Annotated in this window: 21 protein-coding genes, 2 pseudogenes and 2 other annotated features; of the genes and pseudogenes, 12 read left to right on the forward strand and 11 right to left on the reverse strand. The window is 46.4% G+C overall.

Annotation, left to right across the window (positions count from 1 at the left end):
* The first annotated feature begins 5 nt into the window (after positions 1 to 5).
* The 3 genes from srfAC (at position 6) to srfT (ending at position 5917) form a co-directional block, all read left to right on the forward strand.
* Entirely contained in the window at positions 6 to 3833 is a 3828-nt protein-coding gene (srfAC, locus tag BSU_03510; protein NP_388233.2) for a surfactin synthetase, read from the forward strand.
* A gap of 28 nt (positions 3834 to 3861) precedes the next feature.
* Entirely contained in the window at positions 3862 to 4590 is a 729-nt protein-coding gene (gene srfAD, locus BSU_03520; protein ID NP_388234.1) for a surfactin synthetase, read from the forward strand.
* Positions 4591 to 4690: 100 nt separating this feature from the next.
* A complete protein-coding gene (gene srfT / locus BSU_03530; protein NP_388235.2) occupies positions 4691 to 5917 on the forward strand; it encodes a surfactin exporter in 1227 nt (408 codons plus the stop codon).
* Positions 5918 to 5931: 14 nt separating this feature from the next.
* On the opposite strand, the gene ycxB is transcribed toward srfT, so the two are convergent.
* Both ycxB and ycxC read right to left on the reverse strand, forming a co-directional pair.
* Entirely contained in the window at positions 5932 to 6489 is a 558-nt protein-coding gene (ycxB, locus tag BSU_03540; RefSeq protein NP_388236.1) for a hypothetical protein, read from the reverse strand.
* A 53-nt stretch (positions 6490 to 6542) separates the two neighbouring features.
* Complete coding sequence (gene ycxC, locus BSU_03550; RefSeq protein ID NP_388237.2) at positions 6543 to 7481, reverse strand: putative permease; 939 nt, start codon at positions 7479 to 7481, stop codon at positions 6543 to 6545.
* Positions 7482 to 7604: 123 nt separating this feature from the next.
* Between ycxC and ycxD the strand changes: the two genes are divergently transcribed.
* Complete coding sequence (gene ycxD, locus BSU_03560; protein NP_388238.1) at positions 7605 to 8939, forward strand: putative PLP-dependent transcriptional regulator; 1335 nt, start codon at positions 7605 to 7607, stop codon at positions 8937 to 8939.
* Positions 8934 to 9101 (reverse strand) — a sequence feature (Evidence 1b: Function from experimental evidences in the studied species; PubMedId: 10568751, 17376553, 2848009, 9384377, 14762003, 16707694, 19061923, 20971906, 25288929, 26268540; Product type e: enzyme). It overlaps the preceding gene by 6 nt.
* Here the strand turns inward: ycxD and sfpAc are convergent.
* The 7 genes and pseudogenes from sfpAc to bsdA form a co-directional block, all read right to left on the reverse strand.
* A pseudogene (gene sfpAc / locus BSU_03569) lies at positions 8934 to 9101 on the reverse strand. (Overlaps the previous feature by 168 nt.) The gene ycxD and the pseudogene sfpAc overlap by 6 nt on opposite strands.
* A gap of 10 nt (positions 9102 to 9111) precedes the next feature.
* Positions 9112 to 9609, reverse strand: a sequence feature (Evidence 1b: Function from experimental evidences in the studied species; PubMedId: 10568751, 17376553, 2848009, 9384377, 14762003, 16707694, 19061923, 20971906, 25288929, 26268540; Product type e: enzyme).
* Positions 9112 to 9609 (reverse strand): annotated as a pseudogene (gene sfpAn / locus BSU_03570). It overlaps the preceding feature by 498 nt.
* Positions 9610 to 9713: 104 nt before the next feature.
* Complete coding sequence (gene yczE, locus BSU_03580; protein NP_388240.2) at positions 9714 to 10361, reverse strand: integral inner membrane protein regulating antibiotic production; 648 nt, start codon at positions 10359 to 10361, stop codon at positions 9714 to 9716.
* A gap of 320 nt (positions 10362 to 10681) precedes the next feature.
* Entirely contained in the window at positions 10682 to 11425 is a 744-nt protein-coding gene (gene tcyC / locus BSU_03590) for a cystine ABC transporter (ATP-binding protein) (RefSeq protein ID NP_388241.2), read from the reverse strand.
* 13 nt (positions 11426 to 11438) lie between these two features.
* Positions 11439 to 12143 carry a cystine ABC transporter (permease) gene (gene tcyB / locus BSU_03600; RefSeq protein ID NP_388242.1) on the reverse strand — a complete coding sequence of 235 codons (705 nt, stop codon included), beginning with the start codon at positions 12141 to 12143 and terminating at the stop codon, positions 11439 to 11441.
* On the reverse strand, positions 12130 to 12936 hold the full coding sequence (tcyA, locus tag BSU_03610; protein NP_388243.2) for a cystine ABC transporter (substrate-binding lipoprotein): 807 nt from the start codon (positions 12934 to 12936) through the stop codon (positions 12130 to 12132). The genes tcyB and tcyA overlap by 14 nt, the downstream gene beginning before the upstream one ends.
* 115 nt (positions 12937 to 13051) lie before the next feature.
* A complete protein-coding gene (gene bsdA, locus BSU_03620; protein NP_388244.1) occupies positions 13052 to 13924 on the reverse strand; it encodes an HTH-type transcriptional regulator BsdA (LysR family) in 873 nt (290 codons plus the stop codon).
* Between the two features lie 89 nt (positions 13925 to 14013).
* Between bsdA and ubiX the strand changes: the two genes are divergently transcribed.
* From ubiX to yclE, 5 genes are all read left to right on the forward strand, one after another.
* Entirely contained in the window at positions 14014 to 14628 is a 615-nt protein-coding gene (ubiX, locus tag BSU_03630; RefSeq protein NP_388245.1) for a phenolic acid decarboxylase-flavin prenyltransferase subunit, read from the forward strand.
* Between the two features lie 2 nt (positions 14629 to 14630).
* A complete protein-coding gene (bsdC, locus tag BSU_03640; protein NP_388246.1) occupies positions 14631 to 16052 on the forward strand; it encodes a promiscuous phenolic acid decarboxylase subunit; 1,4-dihydroxy-2-naphtoate-heptaprenyl diphosphate decarboxylase in 1422 nt (473 codons plus the stop codon).
* Between the two features lie 16 nt (positions 16053 to 16068).
* A complete protein-coding gene (gene bsdD, locus BSU_03651; protein ID YP_003097675.1) occupies positions 16069 to 16296 on the forward strand; it encodes a phenolic acid decarboxylase subunit in 228 nt (75 codons plus the stop codon).
* Positions 16293 to 16757 carry a putative FMN-binding enzyme subunit gene (yclD, locus tag BSU_03652; RefSeq protein NP_388247.2) on the forward strand — a complete coding sequence of 155 codons (465 nt, stop codon included), beginning with the start codon at positions 16293 to 16295 and terminating at the stop codon, positions 16755 to 16757. The genes bsdD and yclD overlap by 4 nt, the downstream gene beginning before the upstream one ends.
* A gap of 66 nt (positions 16758 to 16823) precedes the next feature.
* Positions 16824 to 17669: a putative hydrolase gene (gene yclE / locus BSU_03660; RefSeq protein NP_388248.2), complete on the forward strand. Its 846-nt coding sequence runs from the start codon at positions 16824 to 16826 to the stop codon at positions 17667 to 17669.
* Positions 17670 to 17708: 39 nt separating this feature from the next.
* Here the strand turns inward: yclE and dtpT are convergent, their stop codons facing one another.
* Complete coding sequence (gene dtpT / locus BSU_03670; RefSeq protein ID NP_388249.2) at positions 17709 to 19187, reverse strand: di-tripeptide-proton ABC symporter; 1479 nt, start codon at positions 19185 to 19187, stop codon at positions 17709 to 17711.
* A 279-nt stretch (positions 19188 to 19466) separates the two neighbouring features.
* Here dtpT and yclG point away from each other — a divergent pair, with 279 nt between their 5' ends.
* Positions 19467 to 21221 (forward strand): putative uronase, encoded by a 1755-nt coding sequence (gene yclG, locus BSU_03680; protein NP_388250.1) that lies wholly within the window; start codon positions 19467 to 19469, stop codon positions 21219 to 21221.
* Positions 21222 to 21236: 15 nt separating this feature from the next.
* Here yclG and yczF read toward each other — a convergent pair whose 3' ends face one another.
* Positions 21237 to 21458, reverse strand: coding sequence for a hypothetical protein (yczF, locus tag BSU_03690; RefSeq protein NP_388251.1), 222 nt, complete (start codon positions 21456 to 21458; stop codon positions 21237 to 21239).
* A 125-nt stretch (positions 21459 to 21583) separates the two neighbouring features.
* Between yczF and gerKA the strand changes: the two genes are divergently transcribed.
* Both gerKA and gerKC read left to right on the forward strand, forming a co-directional pair.
* Positions 21584 to 23218, forward strand: a complete 1635-nt coding sequence (gene gerKA, locus BSU_03700) for a spore germination receptor subunit (RefSeq protein NP_388252.1) — start codon at positions 21584 to 21586, stop codon at positions 23216 to 23218.
* A complete protein-coding gene (gene gerKC / locus BSU_03710; RefSeq protein ID NP_388253.1) occupies positions 23208 to 24431 on the forward strand; it encodes a spore germination receptor subunit in 1224 nt (407 codons plus the stop codon). Before gerKA ends, gerKC begins: the two co-directional genes overlap by 11 nt.
* The last annotated feature ends 4 nt before the right edge of the window (positions 24432 to 24435 follow it).

Raw genomic sequence — 24435 nt, forward strand, 5'->3', positions numbered from 1 at the left:
AACATATGAGTCAATTTAGCAAGGATCAGGTTCAAGATATGTATTACCTATCGCCGATGCAGGAAGGGATGCTTTTTCATGCCATCCTGAATCCCGGCCAAAGCTTTTACCTTGAACAAATCACGATGAAAGTAAAAGGCAGCTTGAATATCAAATGTCTTGAAGAAAGCATGAATGTGATCATGGACCGGTACGATGTATTTCGTACCGTGTTCATTCACGAAAAAGTAAAAAGGCCTGTCCAAGTCGTATTGAAAAAACGGCAGTTCCATATAGAAGAAATCGATCTGACACACTTAACGGGCAGCGAGCAAACAGCCAAAATCAATGAGTACAAAGAACAGGATAAGATCAGGGGTTTTGATTTGACGCGGGATATTCCGATGCGGGCAGCCATTTTCAAGAAAGCTGAAGAAAGCTTTGAATGGGTGTGGAGCTACCACCACATTATTTTGGACGGATGGTGCTTCGGCATCGTCGTACAGGATCTATTTAAGGTATACAATGCTCTGCGCGAACAAAAGCCGTACAGCCTGCCGCCCGTCAAACCGTATAAAGACTACATCAAGTGGCTTGAAAAGCAGGATAAACAAGCATCACTGCGTTACTGGCGCGAATATTTAGAGGGCTTTGAAGGACAAACGACGTTTGCGGAGCAAAGAAAGAAACAAAAGGACGGCTATGAGCCGAAAGAGCTGCTCTTTTCACTGTCGGAGGCGGAAACAAAGGCCTTTACCGAGCTTGCAAAATCGCAGCATACCACTTTGAGTACGGCGCTGCAGGCAGTCTGGAGCGTATTGATCAGCCGCTATCAGCAGTCTGGCGATTTGGCCTTCGGTACAGTTGTTTCAGGGCGTCCCGCGGAAATCAAAGGCGTTGAACATATGGTCGGGCTGTTTATCAACGTTGTCCCGAGACGTGTGAAGCTGTCTGAGGGTATCACATTTAACGGCTTGCTCAAGCGGCTGCAGGAGCAATCGCTGCAGTCCGAGCCGCATCAATATGTGCCGCTTTATGACATCCAAAGCCAGGCCGATCAGCCGAAACTGATTGACCACATCATTGTTTTTGAGAACTATCCGCTTCAGGATGCGAAAAATGAAGAAAGCAGTGAAAACGGCTTTGATATGGTGGATGTTCATGTTTTTGAGAAGTCGAATTATGATCTCAACCTGATGGCTTCCCCGGGAGATGAGATGCTGATTAAGCTTGCCTATAATGAGAATGTGTTTGATGAGGCGTTTATCCTGCGCTTGAAATCTCAGCTTCTTACAGCAATTCAGCAGCTCATCCAGAATCCTGATCAGCCTGTCAGCACGATCAACCTCGTTGACGACAGGGAGAGAGAATTTTTGCTAACCGGCTTAAACCCGCCGGCTCAAGCTCATGAAACAAAGCCTCTGACGTATTGGTTCAAGGAAGCAGTGAACGCCAATCCGGATGCACCGGCGCTTACGTATTCCGGCCAGACCCTGTCTTATCGCGAATTAGATGAGGAAGCGAACCGCATTGCACGCCGGCTGCAAAAACACGGTGCGGGCAAAGGCTCTGTTGTAGCGCTGTACACGAAGCGCTCACTTGAACTGGTGATCGGCATTCTCGGTGTATTAAAGGCGGGAGCAGCCTATCTGCCGGTTGATCCGAAGCTGCCAGAGGACCGAATCTCGTATATGCTGGCTGACAGTGCGGCAGCCTGTCTTCTGACGCATCAGGAGATGAAAGAACAAGCGGCTGAGCTGCCGTATACAGGCACAACGCTCTTCATTGATGATCAAACACGGTTTGAAGAACAGGCAAGCGATCCTGCAACCGCGATTGATCCTAATGATCCGGCATATATCATGTACACGTCCGGCACAACCGGAAAGCCAAAGGGCAATATCACCACTCATGCCAATATTCAAGGATTGGTCAAGCATGTAGACTACATGGCATTTTCTGATCAGGATACGTTCTTGTCTGTTTCGAATTACGCCTTTGATGCATTTACCTTTGATTTCTATGCTTCTATGCTGAATGCGGCACGGCTCATTATCGCAGATGAACATACGCTGCTTGATACAGAACGGCTCACAGATCTGATCCTGCAAGAGAATGTCAATGTCATGTTTGCGACAACCGCACTATTTAATCTTCTCACAGATGCGGGAGAGGATTGGATGAAGGGGCTTCGCTGTATATTATTCGGCGGAGAGCGCGCGTCAGTGCCTCATGTCAGAAAAGCGCTGCGGATCATGGGGCCGGGCAAGCTGATTAACTGCTACGGGCCGACTGAGGGAACAGTGTTTGCGACAGCTCACGTCGTGCATGATCTGCCGGATTCCATCTCCTCATTGCCGATCGGAAAGCCGATCAGCAATGCCAGTGTTTATATTCTGAATGAGCAAAGCCAGCTCCAGCCATTCGGGGCGGTCGGTGAACTGTGCATCAGCGGAATGGGCGTGTCAAAAGGGTATGTAAATCGTGCTGACCTCACGAAGGAAAAGTTTATCGAGAACCCGTTCAAGCCGGGAGAAACGCTTTACCGTACAGGGGATTTAGCGCGCTGGCTGCCGGATGGAACGATTGAATACGCCGGCCGTATTGACGACCAGGTCAAAATACGCGGACACCGGATTGAGCTTGAAGAAATCGAAAAGCAGCTGCAGGAATACCCAGGTGTGAAAGATGCGGTCGTTGTGGCGGACCGCCATGAGTCTGGCGATGCATCAATCAATGCCTACCTTGTGAACCGAACGCAGCTTTCAGCTGAAGACGTGAAGGCGCACCTGAAAAAACAGCTTCCTGCTTACATGGTGCCGCAAACCTTTACCTTCTTGGATGAGCTTCCTTTAACGACGAACGGGAAAGTCAATAAACGGCTGCTCCCAAAACCTGATCAGGATCAGCTGGCGGAAGAATGGATTGGACCGCGGAACGAGATGGAAGAAACAATCGCACAAATATGGTCTGAGGTTCTCGGCAGAAAGCAAATTGGCATTCATGACGATTTCTTTGCGCTCGGAGGGCATTCCTTGAAGGCCATGACCGCCGCGTCCCGCATCAAGAAAGAGCTCGGGATTGATCTTCCAGTGAAGCTTTTGTTTGAAGCGCCGACGATCGCCGGCATTTCAGCGTATTTGAAAAACGGGGGCTCTGATGGCTTGCAGGATGTAACGATAATGAATCAGGATCAGGAGCAGATCATTTTCGCATTTCCGCCGGTTCTGGGCTATGGCCTTATGTACCAAAATCTGTCCAGCCGCTTGCCGTCATACAAGCTATGCGCCTTTGATTTTATTGAGGAGGAAGACCGGCTTGACCGCTATGCGGATTTGATCCAGAAGCTGCAGCCGGAAGGGCCTTTAACATTGTTTGGATATTCAGCGGGATGCAGCCTGGCGTTTGAAGCTGCGAAAAAGCTTGAGGAACAAGGCCGTATTGTTCAGCGGATCATCATGGTGGATTCCTATAAAAAACAAGGTGTCAGTGATCTGGACGGACGCACGGTTGAAAGTGATGTCGAAGCGTTGATGAATGTCAATCGGGACAATGAAGCGCTCAACAGCGAAGCCGTCAAACACGGCCTCAAGCAAAAAACACATGCCTTTTACTCATACTACGTCAACCTGATCAGCACAGGCCAGGTGAAAGCAGATATTGATCTGTTGACTTCCGGCGCTGATTTTGACATGCCGGAATGGCTTGCATCATGGGAAGAAGCTACAACAGGTGTTTACCGTGTGAAAAGAGGCTTCGGAACACACGCAGAAATGCTGCAGGGCGAAACGCTAGATAGGAATGCGGAGATTTTGCTCGAATTTCTTAATACACAAACCGTAACGGTTTCATAAATGAAGTGATGAAAGGAGGAGACAGCCAATGAGCCAACTCTTCAAATCATTTGATGCGTCGGAAAAAACACAGCTCATCTGTTTTCCGTTTGCCGGCGGCTATTCGGCGTCGTTTCGCCCTCTCCATGCTTTTTTGCAGGGGGAGTGCGAGATGCTCGCTGCCGAGCCGCCGGGACACGGCACGAATCAAACGTCAGCCATTGAGGATCTCGAAGAGCTGACGGATTTGTACAAGCAAGAACTGAACCTTCGCCCTGATCGGCCGTTTGTGCTGTTCGGACACAGTATGGGCGGAATGATCACCTTCAGGCTGGCGCAAAAGCTTGAGCGTGAAGGCATCTTTCCGCAGGCGGTTATCATTTCTGCAATCCAGCCGCCTCATATTCAGCGGAAGAAAGTGTCCCACCTGCCTGATGATCAGTTTCTCGATCATATTATCCAATTAGGCGGAATGCCCGCAGAGCTTGTTGAAAATAAGGAGGTCATGTCCTTTTTCCTGCCTTCTTTCCGATCAGATTACCGGGCTCTTGAACAATTTGAGCTTTACGATCTGGCCCAGATCCAGTCGCCTGTTCATGTCTTTAACGGGCTTGATGATAAAAAATGCATACGAGATGCGGAAGGGTGGAAGAAGTGGGCAAAAGACATCACATTCCATCAATTTGACGGCGGGCACATGTTCCTGCTGTCACAAACGGAAGAAGTCGCAGAACGGATTTTTGCGATCTTGAATCAGCATCCGATCATTCAACCGTGATCAAAAGCGGACAGCTTCGGCTGTTCCGCTTTTTTTGTGTTGAATGCCAATTTCTGCATGGTATAATAGTCGAAATACTCAAATAAAGGCAGGTCGAAACATGCGCACGTCTCCCAGGATGAAATGGTTTGTATTGCTGTTTACGTTTGTTTTCGCCATCGGAATGAACTCATTCAGAAATTCCTTTCAATTTTTTATGCTGCCAATGGCAGACGCCTTCCATGCCGACAGGTCGCTGATTTCGGTTTCTGTCAGCATTTTTATGATCACAACCGGCATCGTCCAGTTTTTTGTCGGTTTTTTTATCGACCGTTTCAGTGTCAGAAAAATTATGGCGCTGGGAGCTGTTTGCATCAGCGCAAGCTTTTTGGTGCTTCCTTATTCACCGAATGTTCATGTGTTTTCCGCCATTTACGGTGTGCTTGGCGGAATCGGGTATTCCTGCGCGGTCGGCGTGACGACCCAGTATTTCATCAGCTGTTGGTTTGACACACACAAAGGTCTGGCGCTTGCTATTTTGACCAATGCCAACTCTGCGGGCCTGCTGCTTCTCTCGCCCATTTGGGCTGCGGCTCCGTATCATGCCGGCTGGCAGAGCACCTATACCATTTTGGGAATCGTCATGGCGGCTGTTCTGCTGCCGCTCCTCGTCTTTGGGATGAAGCACCCGCCACATGCGCAAGCGGAAACTGTGAAAAAATCTTATGATTGGCGAGGGTTTTGGAACGTGATGAAGCAATCCCGCCTCATTCATATCCTGTACTTCGGCGTGTTTACTTGCGGATTTACAATGGGAATTATTGATGCTCACCTCGTCCCGATACTGAAGGATGCGCATGTCTCTCATGTCAACGGAATGATGGCCGCGTTCGGGGCATTTATCATCATTGGCGGATTATTGGCGGGCTGGCTGTCAGATCTCCTCGGCAGCAGAAGCGTCATGCTATCCATCTTATTTTTCATTCGGCTGCTCAGCCTCATTTGCCTGCTCATTCCCATTCTCGGAATTCATCACAGCGACCTTTGGTACTTCGGGTTTATCCTGTTATTCGGGCTCAGTTACACAGGCGTGATCCCGCTGACCGCGGCGTCAATTTCGGAAAGCTATCAAACAGGATTGATCGGATCGCTGTTAGGCATCAATTTCTTTATCCATCAGGTTGCCGGAGCTCTCAGCGTGTATGCGGGCGGTTTGTTTTTTGACATGACTCATGGTTATTTACTGATTGTCGCTGTGTGCATCGTGTTTGTGGGTTTATCGGCTGTAATAGAGCTGGTGCCGTTTTTAGATAAACAGAAGGCAAAAGAAACCCACCATTCAATATAAAAGGATCAGCACTGTCAATGCTGATCCTTTTTAAATTTGAGTTTTTTTGTTTCGGTATTTTTAAGGATAATCTCCTTGAATCTGTTCATCTCCTCTTCGGAGTGAAAAAAATGTTTGGGGATCGCAATATATTGGCCACTTGATGTATTGACCCTGAAGATATTTTTATATTCGAAAACAGCTGTAATTTCATCCCAATTGAAAATGAGGTCATATTTTTTAGAACATATACGAATTCCTTCTTGGTTCAGAGTATATGTTCTTTTGGATTTCATCCGTTCGTTCTTCTTGTATGCTCTGGAAAACTTCACATATAGAAGAAGGAGGAGCAGCAGTGTAAACAGAACGGACATCACGATAATCAACATACTGTTCATAAACAAGTTAAGCGCGTCACTTCCATAAACGATACGGGGCCATCCGTTAATGAAGTTAACTGCAGCAAATATGGCGCAAAACAATAGAAAGTAAAAGCATGATATTTTTGCGATTTGATAAAAAAAGATTTCTCTTACATCCTTAAAAGTGATTTCTCCTGGAAGATTGATACTTTCACTAGCATATTGAATCATACGGTAAACCTACACCTCTAACCATGTTTTTCCTTTTAGTCTAGCATAATTTCTCATTTTTTTGCAGGCATACCAGGGCGCTTTGTTTTTTTCTCCAGATTGATATTGCTCCCCACCACGCCAATCATAATACAAACAGCCCCGGCAAGATGATACCAGGCCAGGCTTTCGTTGAGAATCACAAATCCTGCAATCATCGTCACAATGGTAGATACATGATTAAAAGCGCTCATTTTAAACGCCTCAATTCGCGACAGCGTATAGTTAGACAGAAATGAAGTGACAAGTGAAGACAGCACGCCCAAATACACAATGGCGAGAACGAAGCCGGGCTCCCGGAACGGCAGAAAATAAGTGCCGACTGTTCCCGCCGCTCCGTGACGCACAAGGGCGATGGCGTTGAAGACGACAAAGCCGATGGCTGACATGATGTAGGTGAGCTCGGTCAGCTTGAACCGCTGCGTCATTTTTCTGGCAGCAGTATTGTACATCGCTGAAGACAAAGCGGACAATAGGATCAGCAAAGACCCTTTTAAGCTGGCTGATTCCACGTCAACGCCTTTCATCACAAAAATAAACATGACGCCGGCAACGGATAAAACCGTGAACCCCTTTTGCGTCCACGTTGGGCGTTCCTTTAAAACATAAGCGGCAAAGACCATCGTGAAAATCGGAATGGCTGCCTGAATAATTCCCGCTTCAGAGGAGGACGAGTACACAAGGCCGAATGCCTGAAAGCTGAAAAATAACGCGGGATACAGCAGGGCGAGCGGCAAAATGTCAATGACGTCCTTTACGCGGATTGATAGCTTTACCCAGCCGAATAAGATCGGTACAGTGGCCGCAGCAAACGCAATGGTGAACCGATGCGCCAAAATATCAAACGGCTCTGCTGTTTGCAGTGCGATTTTTACGAATAGAAAGGATAAACCGATAATGAACGAATATAAAATAGCCGCTATATAAGCGGGGGTTTGCTGATGTTTAACCATAATGGGAAGGGCTCCTTTACCTGAATTGCAGCGCCGGTCGCTCCCTTTATTGTATGGCCGCGGTCAGAACGGTACAATGAGAAAAACAATGAACTGTACCGGTACAAAACAGGGGGAGAAGGCATGGAGAAATATATGAGTCTATTAACGAGGATAGAGGAGATGATGCAAAGCACCTCATATCAAGAAGGAGACAGGCTTCCATCTATCCGTCAGCTGTCCGCCCGCTACCAAGTCAGCAAAAGCACAGTGATCCGCGCGCTGCAGGAGCTGGAAAAGCGCCACCTTATCTATTCTGTTCCGAAAAGCGGCTATTATATTGTGAAAAAGTCAGGGAAATCAAAAAGCGGGCAGCCTGGCCCCATCGACTTTGCCACATCTGCGCCGGATCCCGATGTGTTTCCGTATCTTGATTTTCAGCACTGCATCAACAAAGCGATTGATACATACAAAAACGATTTGTTTATTTATGGGACGCCAAAGGGGCTTCCATCACTCATCCGCGTACTCCGAAAGCTCTTGGCCACTCAACAGGTATTTGCGGATGAACGGCATATTTTCATTACATCAGGTGTCCAGCAGGCGTTATCCTTGCTTTGTGCCATGCCGTTCCCAAATGGGAAAGAGAAGATCGCCATTGAACAGCCGGGCTACCATTTGATGGTCGAACAGCTTGAGACACTTGGGATTCCCGCCATCGGGGTGAAACGAACGGAAGAAGGGCTTGATATAGCCAAGGTTGAGCGGTTATTTCAAACAGAATCGATTAAATTTTTTTATACGATGCCGCGCTTCCATAACCCGCTTGGGTGCTCATTGTCAGAGCGTGATAAACAGGAGCTTGTGAGACTGGCAGAAGCGTATGATGTCTATCTCGTTGAGGATGATTACCTCGGTGATCTGGAGGAAAATAAAAAGGCAGATCCGCTGTACGCATATGATCTGTCCTCACATGTCATCTATTTGAAAAGCTTCTCGAAAATGATGTTCCCCGGCCTCCGCGTGGGGGCGGCTGTTTTGCCCGAAGCGCTGACTGACACGTTCTATGCGTACAAAAAGCTGAACGACATCGACTGTTCGATGATTTCTCAAGCGGCATTGGAGATTTACCTGAAAAGCGGTATGTACGGCAGGCATAAGGAGAAAATCAGAGATTCTTATAAAGAGCGGTCGCTGAGGCTACATCAAGCCATTCGAACTCACAGGCAGCTGGGAAGCGGACGCTTTACGTTCTCCAGCGGGCAGGCACCCTGTATGCACACCCATCTGGTGCTTCCTCAGGATCTGCCCGCCTCAAGAGTGATTCATAGACTGGAAAAACAAGGGGTTCTCCTTGAGGCGATAGACCGTCATTATTTATCAGATTATCCGAAAGAAAATCTATTAAAAATCAATATTTCCAATGTGAAAACGGAAGATATTGAGCGCGGTGTCAAGCTGTTGATGAGCCATTTATAAAAGCTCTTCGTACGAGACCATTGTGATATCCTCGGGGAAATCAGGGTGTACGGCGCATACAGCCATTTTGTAGCCGGGATCGACCTCATACGTTTTGATATAGCATGGGGAATGGCTGTCCGGAAGCTCAATGGATACTTGTCCGTCCTGGTGCAGGCGCACTGAAAAGGAATCAAGCGGAAGCGATAAGCCTTTGCCTTCCTTGTTTGATAAAGCTTTCTTTCATTGACCATAGATGATAAAAATAGTCTGTCTGCTCGTCCTTGTCTTTTGCTAAAAGGTCGCTGTACTCTGTTTTTGAAAAGAAGCGCTTGGCGATCTCAAGGCTGATCGGTTTCGTTTTTTCGATATCTATGCCGATCGGCTGTGAATCAAACGCGCAAATGACCCAGCGTCCGGAGTGAGAAATGTTGAAATGAGCGTCGGGAAGATCAGGGATGCACGGCTTCCCGTATTCCTGCGTGCTAAAGCGGATATCGGATTTGTCCAACTGATACTGCCTGCTTATGACTGAGCGAACGAGCACATCTCCCAGCAGGGTGCGGTGAGCATCTTCTTTATGATAAAATCTCCGGCATTTCTCCCGTTTTTCAGGTGATATGAAAGACATGAACCGTTCATTTTCTTCCTGTGAAAGCGGGCGGTCCATATAAATTCCGTAAATCTTCATTCTAGATCCTCCGTCTGCAAAAGATTGTCAAAACCATCCTATCATACTTCCACAAGACTCATATAGAGGAGAAAATAAAAAAACAAAGCCAAGGCGGCTTTGTTTTAGTGTACAGGCGGAGATGCTTTCACTGCGGCTGTCCGCCTTGCCACAGCATAATTCAGCAACTGGATTGACTGGGGCAATGAAAAACGCAAAATAAGTCCGGTGAGGATGGCGGTCAAAATGGTGCCAAAACCGATCGGTCCGCCCATGCCCCATGCCGCAAACAAAATGGTTAATTCCATGCCGTTCCGCACCCATTGCACATTCCAGCCGGTTTTTTCTGTAATCAGCATCATCAGTGAATCACGCGGCCCCGCGCCAAGGCCTGCTGATACATAAACACCGACGCCGTAACCAATCAGCACCACGCCTAGAGAGAAGACGATGATCGAGCCTGTGTAGGTCGAGAGGGCAGGCAGAATGAAATTGAAAAAATCTATAAATACACCAATGAGCACCATATTCAGGAGGGCACCAATTTTCGGCCAAGCTCTCGTAAACAATGACGTGAATCCGACGATGAGCGCTCCAATAATGATGGACCACTGGCCGACGGTAAGCCCGAAGTGCTGAAACAGGCTGTAATGAAATGCATCCCACGGACTAATGCCGAGTGCTTTTCCTTCTATCGTCAGGGATACACCAAAAGCCAAAATGATCAAACCGGCAAAATAAAATGTCCAGCGCAGAACAAGTTCTTGCTTCACGTGAGGTCCCTTCTTTCGTAAAAATCAGTCGATTGTCATTGTAGCACATCTGACAGAAGGGCGGAATAGGCGAAAGGGGCTCAACAAAAAAACAGGGCCGCCGGAGGCGCCCTGTTTCAGCGTGTTGGCAAACCCTTGCATTCGTTGTCAGGCCTGTGCTTCGGTGCTCACGAATTTAACATTAGCTGTGCTCCAATGCTCGCCCTTCCTAGACTTCAAAGGTTTTCAATCACGCTGAAAATCACAAAATCCTAAAACGAATATCGTTTTAGGATTTTGTCAATAATCTGAAACAGGGCGCTGACGCTCTGTTTTTCTTATTACAGCGGGTTCAAAATCCGGTTTAAGAACCGCTGTGTCCGTTCTTCTTTTGGTGCGGAGAAAATTTGCTCCGGCGGTCCCTGCTCCACGATAACGCCGCCGTCGATGAAGATGACTTCATCCGCAACCTCCTGCGCGAACTTGATTTCGTGGGTCACGACGACCATGGTCCAGCCTTCATTGGCCAAGTCCTTGATAACCTTCAGCACCTCTCCGACAAGCTCGGGATCAAGCGCTGAGGTCGGTTCGTCAAACAGCATGAGCTCAGGCTGTATCGCCAGTGCGCGGGCGATGCCGACGCGCTGCTGCTGGCCGCCGGAAAGCTGGAACGGATATAAATCCATTTTGTCCTTCAATCCGACTTTATCAAGAAGCTGAATCGCTTCTTTTCTGACTTCCTCTTTGTTCCGTTTTTGCACCTGAACAGGGCCCTCCATCACGTTTTCGAGGGCTGTGCGGTGCGGGAACAGGTGATACGCCTGAAACACCATTCCGGATTTTCGGCGAAGCTTTAGGATATCCGCCTGTTTCACCTTTTTGGAGAAATCGATGGAGAAATCATCAAATGCAAGCTCTCCGCGATTCGGGATCTCCAGAGCGTTCAGGCAGCGGAGCAGCGTCGTTTTCCCTGAACCTGAAGGCCCAAGTATGGCGATGACTTTTCCTTTTTCAATCTTCATATCTATCTTTTTTAAAATTTCATTTTCACCGAATGATTTGTTTAATCCTTTAACGGTAAGCATACTCGGAACCTCCTTATTTGGCCACGTAGCGGTCAAGACGCCGTTCGATGACATGCTGGACGAGTGAGAGCAGGAAGCAGATAATCCAATAAATAAAGGCTGCTTCAATATAGATCACTAAAATTTGATCAAGATTCCGCGCGCCGATTTCCTGGGCTTTTCTGAACAGCTCAGCGACCAGAATTTGAGAGGCGAGGGATGTATCTTTAATCAGGCTGATAAAGGTATTGGATAATGGCGGGATCGACACACGAAACGCCTGCGGCAAAATGACGCGGAACAGCGTTTTTTGATGTGTCATGCCAATTGTGTAGCCGGCTTCCCATTGCCCTTTCGGCACGGATAAAATAGATGCCCGAATGATTTCAGATGCATAGGCGCCGACGTTTAATGAAAAGGCGATAACTGCGCTTGGAAATGGATCTAATGTGACGTTAAAGGCCGGGAACAGATAGAAAATGATGAACAATTGAACGAGAAGAGGAGTGCCGCGTATTGCGGATACGTATACGCTGAACACCCATCTCAAAGGTCTCACTTTCGACATTCTGGCAAGCGCCGTAATCAGCGCCAGGATCATTCCGAATATAAAGGAAAGAATCGTAAGGGGAATCGTATAGTAGATTCCCCCTGAAAGTATCGGCCAGAATGACTGCTGCACCAGATCCCACGGGATCGCCGTGCCAAGCGTCAATGCCGGCAGATTATTTAGAAACATCTTCGCCGAACCATTTTTTAGAAATTTTAGAAAGAGTCCCGTCCTCTTTCATTTCTTTTAATGCTTTGTTGACTTGATCAACAACCTCGCCGCTTCCTTTACGGAACGTGAAATATGTTGACTGAGGCTCACCTGTTTCAAACGCGATTTTCACGTTTTTATTGCCAGATGTTTTTAAGTAGTTCAATACGGCAAGCTTATCGTTGTATGTCATATCGACGCGGCCTTGCTGGATCATTTGAAGGGCCTGCGCCATGCCTTCAACGCCTTCTACTTTAGCGCCGGCATTTGTAGCTAATTTGTTGTAGTTGCTTGTCAGTGATTGAGCTGACGTTTTTCCTTTTACATCTGCTTCAGACTTAATATCGTTGTTGTCTTTTTTCGTTACGACAACGGCTCTTGATGTTGTGTATTTATCTGAGAAATCATATTTGTCTTCACGATCTGTTTTTCCGACTTGGTTGGCAACAACGTCAAACCGTTTGGAATTCAGGCCGGCAAACATACTGTCCCATTGTGTTTCCTTAAAGTCGACTTTAAGCCCGAGGCGTTTTGCGACTTCTGTGATAACTTCGACATCATAGCCAGTCAGTTTATCAGTGTCTTTGTCGTGGTAAGTGAACGGCTCATATGTTCCTTCCGTTCCGACTGTGAGCACACCTTTTTTCTTAATTGAAGCCCAAAGATCGCCATCTTTGGCATTATCTTTTGACTGATTGTCATTTCCTGCTCCGCAAGCTGCAAGAGCTGCAATACTTACGACCATGAATAAAGCCAATAATGCTTTTTTCATCTTATTCCCCACTTTTCTGGTTGATTTTATTGAAATAAAAAATTAGCTTACAAATCTAAAGGATAACTTTTTTTTAGTATGAGTCAAGTATTTGGTTTTCATAAGACAAAATCTTTTAAAATAAATCCAAAAATTGCTGTGCCGGTTTAGGCAAATAACTGTCCGTTCTCCACATGACAGCCGGTGTCATAATGAAGGGATTATTTTCGATATGGACGGTGTGAACGTGATTTCTCATATGAACGGGAATCATTGTGACAGGCAAAATAGACGCGCCGAATCCGGATGACACGAGGCTGAGCAAAGTTGCAGAGTCGTGGCATTCACAAACAATGCGCGGCTCCAGGTTCAAACGATGAAATTCATTCATGACCTGATTATAGACGCCTTTTCCGTTGACAGGCCGCAGCAGGATCAGCGGAAATGAAGGAATGTCCACCATCTTAATGGTGTCTCCGCACGGATATCCGGCTTCATCTGAAAGCACGAGCACACATGGAATGTCATCAAGCTGCTTGAATTGTACTGTGTCACTTTTGATCAGTGTTGTCGTGACCGCCGCATCGATTTGCCGGCTTTCCAGCAGTTCCAACAGTGTCGCGGGTTCATTTTCCCAAATATTAAAGGTGAGATGGGGGTATCTCTCTTTGATCTGTGTTACTTTTTCAAGCATCAGAGCCGCGCAATAAATCGTTGATCCCACGGCAAGTGTACCGGCTACTTCCTCCTTCAGCTCCTGTACCTCAATGACTGCATCTTCAAACCTATGCAGAATCTCTTTTGCTCTTTTTAGAAAAACAGCTCCTTCATATGTAAGAGTCATTTGTTTTTTCTTGTTACGGTCAAACAGAACAACACCAAGTTCGTCCTCCAGCTGTTTGAGCTGCCTGCTTAAAGGCGGCTGCGCCATGTGAAGCTTTTTGGCTGCGGACGTAATTTTCTGTTCTTGGGCAATGGTAATGAAGTATCGAAGCTGGCGAATATCCAAAAGAAAGCGCCTCCTTATCATACCTTTTAGGTATTAATTATAGATTTAATAGATATTTTTCATATGGATATATCAGGAGTATGATTGAAATGAAAGCAGAATTCAAGCGTAAAGGAGGGGGCAAAGTGAAACTCGTTGTCGGAATGACAGGGGCAACAGGGGCCATTTTCGGGGTCAGGCTGCTGCAGTGGCTGAAGGCCGCCGGAGTGGAAACCCATCTCGTTGTGTCTCCTTGGGCAAACGTCACGATCAAACACGAAACAGGCTATACGTTACAAGAAGTAGAACAACTGGCCACATACACTTACTCACATAAGGATCAGGCGGCAGCCATTTCAAGCGGGTCGTTTGATACCGATGGAATGATTGTTGCGCCGTGCAGCATGAAATCTCTCGCAAGCATTCGCACAGGAATGGCGGATAATCTGCTGACACGTGCGGCGGATGTCATGCTCAAGGAGAGAAAAAAACTCGTCCTCTTAACGAGAGAGACGCCTTTGAACCAAATTCATCTCGAAAATATGCTAGCGCTTACGAAAATGGGCACCATCATTCTTCCTCCGATGCCGGCATTTTATAATCGGCCGAGAAGCTTAGAGGAAATGGTTGACCATATTGTTTTTAGAACGTTGGACCAATTCGGCATTCGGCTTCCTGAAGCGAAGCGCTGGAATGGGATTGAAAAACAAAAAGGAGGAGCTTGATCATGGCTTATCAAGATTTCAGAGAATTTCTCGCTGCCCTTGAAAAAGAAGGACAGCTGCTTACAGTGAATGAAGAGGTAAAGCCGGAACCGGATTTAGGGGCCTCCGCACGGGCAGCCAGCAATCTTGGCGATAAAAGCCCTGCGCTCTTATTTAACAACATTTACGGCTATCATAACGCGCGAATTGCGATGAATGTCATCGGCTCTTGGCCAAACCATGCCATGATGCTGGGCATGCCGAAAGACACACCGGTAAAAGAACAGTTTTTTGAATTCGCAAAGCGTTATGACCAGTTTCCGATGCCGGTCAAACGTGAGGAAACAGCGCCATTTCATGAAAATGAAATCACAGAAGATATCAATTTGTTCGATATACTGCCTCTTTTCAGAATTAACCAGGGTGATGGAGGCTACTATTTAGACAAAGCATGTGTCATTTCCCGTGATCTTGAGGACCCTGACAACTTCGGCAAACAAAATGTCGGCATTTACAGAATGCAAGTCAAAGGAAAAGACCGCCTTGGCATTCAGCCTGTCCCGCAGCACGATATTGCAATCCATCTGCGCCAAGCTGAAGAACGCGGCATCAACCTTCCGGTCACTATTGCGCTCGGCTGTGAGCCGGTCATTACAACGGCGGCATCGACTCCGCTTCTCTATGATCAATCAGAATACGAAATGGCAGGTGCGATTCAAGGCGAACCATATCGCATCGTCAAATCAAAGCTGTCTGATCTTGATGTTCCGTGGGGCGCTGAAGTGGTGCTTGAAGGTGAGATTATTGCCGGAGAGCGCGAATATGAAGGGCCGTTCGGTGAATTCACAGGCCATTATTCCGGCGGACGCAGCATGCCGATTATCAAAATTAAACGCGTCTATCACAGAAACAATCCGATCTTTGAACATTTATACTTAGGCATGCCTTGGACAGAATGCGATTACATGATCGGCATTAACACATGCGTGCCGCTTTATCAGCAGTTAAAAGAAGCGTATCCGAACGAAATTGTGGCAGTGAACGCCATGTACACACACGGTTTAATCGCGATTGTTTCCACAAAAACCCGCTATGGCGGATTTGCGAAAGCGGTCGGCATGCGCGCACTCACAACGCCGCACGGACTCGGCTACTGCAAAATGGTCATAGTCGTTGATGAGGATGTCGATCCATTCAACCTTCCGCAGGTCATGTGGGCGCTTTCGACCAAAATGCATCCGAAACATGATGCGGTCATCATTCCGGACTTATCTGTCCTGCCGCTTGATCCGGGATCCAATCCATCAGGAATCACTCACAAAATGATTCTCGACGCCACTACACCGGTTGCGCCGGAAACAAGAGGCCATTATTCACAGCCGCTTGATTCTCCGCTAACAACGAAAGAATGGGAACAAAAACTAATGGACTTAATGAATAAATAAGGAAAGGATGTTCGAAATGCATACATGTCCTCGATGCGACTCAAAAAAGGGAGAAGTCATGAGCAAATCGCCTGTAGAAGGCGCATGGGAAGTTTATCAGTGCCAAACATGCTTTTTTACATGGAGATCCTGTGAACCGGAAAGCATTACAAATCCCGAAAAATACAATCCAGCGTTTAAAATTGATCCAAAGGAAACAGAAACAGCAATTGAAGTTCCGGCGGTGCCGGAACGAAAGGCTTGATCCGCGTGAACTGTATGTCAGACCGTCTCTTTGAGCTGCTTGACGGGAGCTGCCTGAATGAGAAGCAGCATGAGGCCTTCGTTCTGCAAACAGTATCAGAGGATGGCTGGCCGCATGCCGCTATGATCAGTGCAGGTGAAATCATCGCGCTGAGCCGAACTGATATCCGAATCGCTCTGTGGAAAAACACAATGACTTCGGCCAACATCCTTCGCACAGGAAAAGCACAGTTCACGGCGTGGTGGAAGGGAGCGGCCTATTATGTAAAGCTTGAATGCGCGCCTTTACCGCCTTTGAAAGATGCCGAATATGAAAGAGACCGTTTTTCCTGCCGCATCGTTTCAGTGAAAGAGGACGTTGCGAAATACGCTGATTTGACTTCAGGTGTCCGTATACAGCTTCACAGCCCTGAAGAGGTGCTGAGCAGATGGAAAAAGACCCTGGAAGATTTAAAACGGTAATATCGATAGCCTGACGCCATGCGTCAGGCTTTTTTTATATAATGAAAACAAAAGGGGGCGTGAGAAATGGAACGTGCGGGGATCTGTCACTCGGACGGCTTTGATTTAGCTTATCGAATTGAGGGCGAGGGCGCACCCATCCTTGTGATCGGGAGTGCGGTTTACTATCCGCGCCTTTTTTCCTCAGATATCAAACAGAAATATCAATGGGTCTTTGTCGACCATAGGGGATTTGCTAAGCCTAAGCGGGAGCTTCGTGCGGAGGATTCGAGGCTTGATGCTGTCTTGGCTGATATCGAAAGGATGAGAACATTTCTTCAGCTTGAGGATGTTACTATCCTGGGACATTCCGGGCACGCTTTTATGGCTTTAGAGTATGCCAGGACATATCCCAAACAAGTTCGGAAGGTGGCGCTCTTTAATACTGCGCCTGATAACAGTGAAGAAAGACAGCGAAAAAGCGAATCATTTTTCATGGAAACAGCCAGTCTTGAGAGAAAGAAACGCTTTGAAAAAGACATCGAGAATTTGCCGCAGGACATCGACAAAGATCCTGAAAGGCGCTTTGTGCACATGTGTATTCGCGCTGAAGCGAAAAGCTTTTATCAAGAGCGGCCGCATGCTGCTGCCTTATGGGACGGTGTATTCACGAATATGCCGATCATTGATGAATTATGGGGCAATACATTTGCCCGGATTGATCTTCTTCAGCGGTTAGCTGATGTTCGTATGCCGGTGTATATCGGATTAGGGAGATATGATTATTTGGTTGCGCCCGTTTCGCTATGGGATGCTGTTGACGGTTTATATCCCCATGTTGATAAGGTTATTTTTGAAAAGAGCGGCCATCAGCCGATGCTGGAAGAACCGGAAGCCTTTGATCAAAGCTTCAGGAAATGGCTTGATCAATAAAAAACAGCCCGCAGATCAACATCCGCGGGCTGTTTCTGATTATAAGACCCCTTTCATCGCGCGTTTGATCACCGGCGAGAGCAGCAGGAGAATGCCGCCAAGAACGATAGAAATCAAACCGATGGTGCCGAAGTACATTGTTTCAGGAATTTTATCAAACAATCCGGCTACTTGGGCATTGATCGCTTGGGCTGCTGCGTTCGTCAGAAACCACATACTCATTGTCTGTGCAGAGAAGGCAGCTGGTGCCAGTTTCGTTGTCACGGATAAACCGACTGGAGACAGGCACAGCTCTCCAAGCACGACAAGCAGGAAGCTGAGAACGAGCCAAAGCGGGCTTACGAGTGCTTCTTTTCCTTGCATAGCAGGGAATACCATAATGATAAATGACAATCCGGCTAAAATAATTCCGATTGAGAATTTAACTGGTGTAGACGGCTGACGTTTGCCAAGCTTCATCCAGAGCCATGCGAATATTGGCGCAAAAATGACAACAAACAATGGATTTAATGATTGGAACCATGATGACTGAAGTTCGAATCCGCCCAATGAAAGTCTTATGCGTTCATCAGCGTATACCGCAAGAATGGTCGCTCCCTGTTCCTGAATGGCCCAGAACATGACAGCACCGATAAACAAAGGAACGTAAGCGGCAAGACGGGATTTTTCTGTTTTGTCCGCTTTTTTGCTTGTAAACATGATGATGAAATAAATCACAGGAATCAAAATACCGAGAATACTTACAAGGTCAATGAAACGTTTGATCGTCAGCACGCCTGTTTGTACAGAGATAATCACTGCGATCGCCACAATGATAACACCGATTCCGGTGCCAATTGCAGATTTTTTAGACAGCGGATTCGGCACATTGGAACCTGCAAGCCCGAGGTTTTTCTTTCTTGTCAAAGCAAATACGATAAGTCCGAGAAGCATTCCGACCGCGGCAGCTCCGAATCCGAGATGATAGTTGTACTTCTGTCCGAGTGTTCCGACAATTAACGGCGCGAGTAAACCACCGAGGTTAATCCCCATGTAGAAAATACTGAAACCTGAGTCGCGGCGCGGGTCTTCTTTCGTGTAAAGATCCCCAACTACGCTTGAAACGTTTGGTTTTAATAAGCCTGTTCCGACAATGATAAGCACCATACTGATATAGAATGCTATCGAACTGCCCGGATAGGCGAGTGCAATGTGGCCGAACATAATGAATATGCCGCCGTAAAACACGGTGTTTGCGGTACCGAATACCCGGTCAGCGAGCCATCCGCCAATAATGGTGGACATGTATACGAGTGATCCGTAAATCGACATAATGGCAACCGCAGTGCCCTTGTCAAAGCCGAGCCCTCCGTTTACCGTCTCTGTATACAAATAGTAAAGTAAGATTGCTCTCATTCCATAGTAAGAGAAACGCTCCCAAAATTCGGTGAAAAATAGTGTAAATAGTCCTCGCGGGTGACCAAAGAACCCTTTTTGCGGGACGCTTTTAATGATACTTTCGTTATCAATCGAAGCCATGTCAGCCAAACCCTTTCTAAAAAAAGTGTATTATAAAAATCATATTCTTATATAATACTTGTGTCAATATAATTTATACTCATTTCAAATAGTTCCATATTGGAAAAATTATAAATACCTAAAAATAGTGATTTCCTCCTAATTTTTAAACTTTTTATCGTGAGATTTTCTTACACAACTATTCCTTTATATTTTTTTAATAAAATTTTAGAGAAATGTACAAGCAGATCGGGCCTTTGTGAGTAACATGATAGTAATCATAGAGAAGGAGGCTCGCAATTGGCTGAATTCATATTAAATGCAGCGGATTTCGGTGTTCCTAGAGATGGTAAAACGGATTCGACAGAACGGATTAATCAGTGCCTCAGTACAGCTGTTTCGAAAGGCTATCATACTGTCTGGTTTCCAAAGGGAACATATTTAATAGACGCAACGCTTGGCGGAGATCTTAATCAGAGGTTTCGAAACGCGGGGATCATTGTTCCCGGCAACCTTGAGATTATGATGGACCCCGAATGTATCATGAAAGTGATACCGAATAGTTCGTGGGGTTATTCCGCATTTTATGTAGGCAAGCAAGAGAATATAACTATTTCCGGAGGACAAATTATCGGCGAACGGGATGAGCATACGTATGCCTCGGCGGGGATAAGGTCAACCCATGAATGGGGCTTTGGCATATGTATTGAAGGATGCTCGAATGTTGTCATTGATGATGTGAAAATTTCCGATTTTACCGGCGATGGGATCATAGTCAGCCCAAGGGGATTAAAGACCAATCAAGATTATCGAACGTCAGAGCAAATTATCATCCGCCGCTGTGAGGTTCGGCGGTCGAGGAGAAATAACATTTCCATTACCGGATGTGACATGGTCACGGTGGAGGAATGCTTGATTGAAGATGCCGGAACGGGGAATGGAACAGCGCCGAAATTCGGAATTGACATTGAAGGATATGGCGAAGGTGACGTTGATTATGAGGAACCGATTAATGTATCAATTCGCAATAACCACTTTGTTGGAAACGTTTCAAGTTCTGTGACCAATTTTAACGGGTATGGCATTTTAATAGAAGGAAATCACTCAGACAATACAATCAGCTACGGATATGGGACGCAAACAGTGATCAAGGGCAATATTCTGAGACGCCCTGAAGACGCGGCGGCTGCGCCAAGAGTCGGGATAACCGGACTCGGTGTATCACAAGGAAAAGAGACCAGTGATGCAGTGATCGCTGGCAACCTCATTACCGGATTTTCAACTGGAATTGATGTCAGGGGAAAGAGCGTTCTTGTGACGAACAACAAAATCAGCAACTTTGAAAACACAGGGATATTGGTTTATCAGTCCTCCGACGTAAAGGTAGACGGAAACCAAATTCAAAACGGACTGTCTGAAACAAGGCGCAGCATCGGTCTTCGCGCAGTGCTGTCAGATGACATCGCATTTCTGAATAACTGTCTCATTCAAGTCGTTGACGGTGTGAACGTTTCCGGCGGAAATATGATCATTAAAGATAATCTCCTGAGAAAATTCAGCCGGGGCATTTGGATTGCTCAAGGGAACGCGGTGATTGAAGGGAATACACTGAATCCTGACGCGTTTGAAGCAGTGCCGGAATCATATTCTGTTTCCGTCACAAACAATGCCGGCGCCATCATCAAAAACAATACATTTAAAGAGTTCAAAAATTACCCCATTTATTGCTCCACAAGTGCAAAAACCTCAATTATCGGCAACCACTTAGAGCGATCCCCGCTTTTGGTCACCATCTATATCAGCGCAGGTGTGCATGAGATTTTTGATAATACCATTTCAGTCAACAGAACAGCCGGGAATCCGATTGTGATTTATCTCAATGGCTCTGCAGGCTCTATCATCTCTGGAAACACCATCAATAACCTCTCCGCGGGCACTGCGACAGCTATTCAAACAAACACGTCAACCAATTCCAAAATCATCGGCAACCGCATTTTTAAAGGGACCATCAACAAACACAGCAGTGATACAATAGACGGCAATATGATTGTCTGAAAAAAGCGCCCCCCTTTAGGGGTTCTTTTTTTTCGATTTATAGATCACGTACATTTCTCTCACAAGTACTAACACAAAAAATAAAAGCACGACCCATTCCGCAAATGTTGTCATCTTAAAGCTGGACATATTGTTATAAACGGCTTTTGTTAAACTGAACCCTTGAAGCATGTCCATCAACACAGAAATAGCTAATAAACAAATTAATATGAATCCGGTCACGCCCAATATCTTCATGCTTCATCATCCTCCGCTTTTAGTGTCTATCTTTGGCGGAGAAGTTATACCGCATCTAACCCTAATGCATAATCTCAATTTTAAAAGGAAGAATATGAGAAAACGACAAGGAAAGGTATTTGTGTATGCCTTTATTTTCTAAGCGAAAGAACAATACCGATTCAAAAGACAAGCAGAATACAGACGAAAGGAATCAGGAACAGCAGCAAGAAAAAGAAAGGCCGGTTCTCATTTCTCCAAGTTTAGCAAAGAATATAGCGGAAACGAAAAAGGAAGTCGGAAGCAGCTCTGACGTCATCATTCGCGAGATTAAAATCGGGGAGCAGGATCATGTCCACCTAGCTGTTATCTATATTTCTGGGCTGGTCGATAATAACACGATCCATGAGTCGTTAATTGACCCATTGGTACAGGATGAGTCTATCCAGAATACTCATGCGATCCAGCAAATTCTTGAAAAAACGCTCCCGCTGGGCGGGGTGAAAGCGGAAAAGAGCTGGGACAAGCTTTTTTCCGAGTTAATGCTTGGCAATGCGCTCATTTTTGCTGATGGCCATGATGAAGCTTTGATTTGCAGCACTCAAGGGGGAGAGCAGCGCTCCATCCAAGAGCCGAGCACCCAGGTGTCATTCCGCGGCCCGCGCCAAGGGTTTACAGAGTCTCTGCAAACCAATATTTCCATGATCCGGCGATACATTAAAAATCCGAATTTATGGGTTGAAAAAATGAAAAAAGGTTCTGTTACGAATACGGATATCGCTCTCATGTACATTCAAGGAATATGTGATGAAAAGGTGCTGAAGGAAGTGAAACAGCGCCTGGAAAAAATAGATATTGACAGTATTTTGGAATCTGGATATATTGAGCAGCTGATTGAAGATGAAACCTTTACGACGTTTCCGACTATGTATCATACAGAACGCCCTGATGTTGTAGCGGGTAATCTGTTAGAAGGAAGATTCGCGATTATTGTGGACGGAACACCGTTTGTGCTTATTGCCCCAGCCTTATTTGTCCAGTTTTTTCAGTCTGTTGAGGATTATTATTCGCGTTTTGACATTGCGACAAGCATAAGAATTCTTCGTGTTTTAGTCTTTTTCATTTCGCTTGTGGCACCAGCTGTATACGTGGCAGCCACGACGTTTCATCAAGAAATGATACCGACTCAGCTGTTAGTGGTCATTGCGGCCCAGCGGGAAATTGTCCCGTTTCCGGCTGTTGTGGAGGCGCTGACGATGGAGGTTGCTTTTGAGATTCTGAGGGAAGCGGGAGTCAGGCTGCCCCGGGTTGTCGGCTCGGCAGTGTCAATCGTAGGCGCGCTCGTAATCGGCCAGGCTGCCGTACAGGCTGGTATCGTCTCTCCGGCAATGGTGATTATCGTGGCACTCACCGCGATTGCGAGCTTCGCAACACCGGCGTTTGCAATGGCGATTTCAGCCCGGCTTATTCGGTTTATCTTTATTATTGCCTCAGCTGTTATGGGTTTTTACGGGCTGATTTTAGGGATCATTATGATGTTTGTCCACTTATGCAGTCTTCGTTCATTCGGCGTTCCATATATGTCGCCGCTTGCACCTTTTTCTTCACAAGGCGTAAAGGACGCGCTTTTCCGGGTTCCGTGGTGGGCCGATGAAAAAAGGCCGGAATCGGTCAGCAAGGAAGATAAGGTGCGGCAGGGGAAAGATCAACGCCCAGAGCCGGCCGCTTCACGAGGAATGGTGAACAAAGATTTGGAAGAAGGGGATCAGAATGGTACGTAAATGTCTATTAGCCGTTCTCATGCTTTTGAGCGTCATTGTGCTGCCCGGCTGCTGGGATAAGCGGGAGCTGACGGATCTTGCGATTATCTCGGCGATTGGCATCGATCGGACAAACGACAGCAACTACGTGCTGCATCTTCAAATTATCAATCCAGGAAATGTTGCCGGCGGCCTTCAGGGAGGCGGTGCTGGAGACAGGCCGCCTGTATCTGTCTATTCGATTGAAGGTAACAATATAACGGAAGCACTCAGAAAAGCCTCCATGAAGGTATCACGGCGGCTTTATTTTGCCCATACCAATCTAGTCGTGATCAATGAAAAGCTGGCAAAAGAAGAAGGTTTGGATTTTGTATTAGATAATCTTGACCGGGACACAGAATTCAGGACAACAGCAACATTCGTCGTTGCCCATAAAACAAAAGCAGAAAATATTGTGAAAATCTTGACGCCGATTGATAAAATTCCGTCAAATAAAGTCAATAAAACACTCGATTTCACGGAGGCACAATACGGGCGGGTGGTCAAAATCAATATTCAGGACGTTTTGAAAACACTTGCCGCCAACACTATGGCACCGGTCATCCCCGGATATATGATGATTGGTGACGATAAAAAAGGAGTCAGCATGGAAAACACGCAGGCGACTGACCCGAAAGCCATTCTTCAGGCAGATGGTTTGGCGGTTTTTGATAAGGCAGGATATTTAAAGTATTGGCTGGAAGATGATGAAAGCGTGGGGGCAGTCTGGCTTATGAATAAGATCCAGCATACGTTTATTAATGCTGACTGGGGCAAGACGAAGGATGCGGTCAGCTTGCAGGTTACCCATCAAGATACAAAGCTGGTACCGAAAATGCGGAACGGACGCCCGTACATCCATGTGAAAGTGTCGGTTGAAGGTATTATAGATGCTGTCAAATACCCTTTCCAATTGTCTGATCCCAAGGTGCTGGCCGCTATTGAAAAAGCGCTCAACAAAGAGCTTGAAAAGGAAATCAGCCATACTGTGAAAAAGATTAAGAAGAATAAAATAGATTTTATCGGTTTTGGTGACACGATATATAGAAAGTATCCGGAGCAGTGGGAGAAAATGAAGGACACTTGGGACAAAGAATATTTGCCGGAACTGCCCATCGATGTGAAGGCCGAGACGTATATCAGAAGGACGGGATTGCGAAACAATCCGATCAAACACCAGTTTAAAGATGATTAGGTCT

Origin of the sequence: Bacillus subtilis subsp. subtilis str. 168 (assembly GCF_000009045.1) — a bacterium.
Classification (GTDB): Bacteria; Bacillota; Bacilli; order Bacillales; family Bacillaceae; genus Bacillus; species Bacillus subtilis.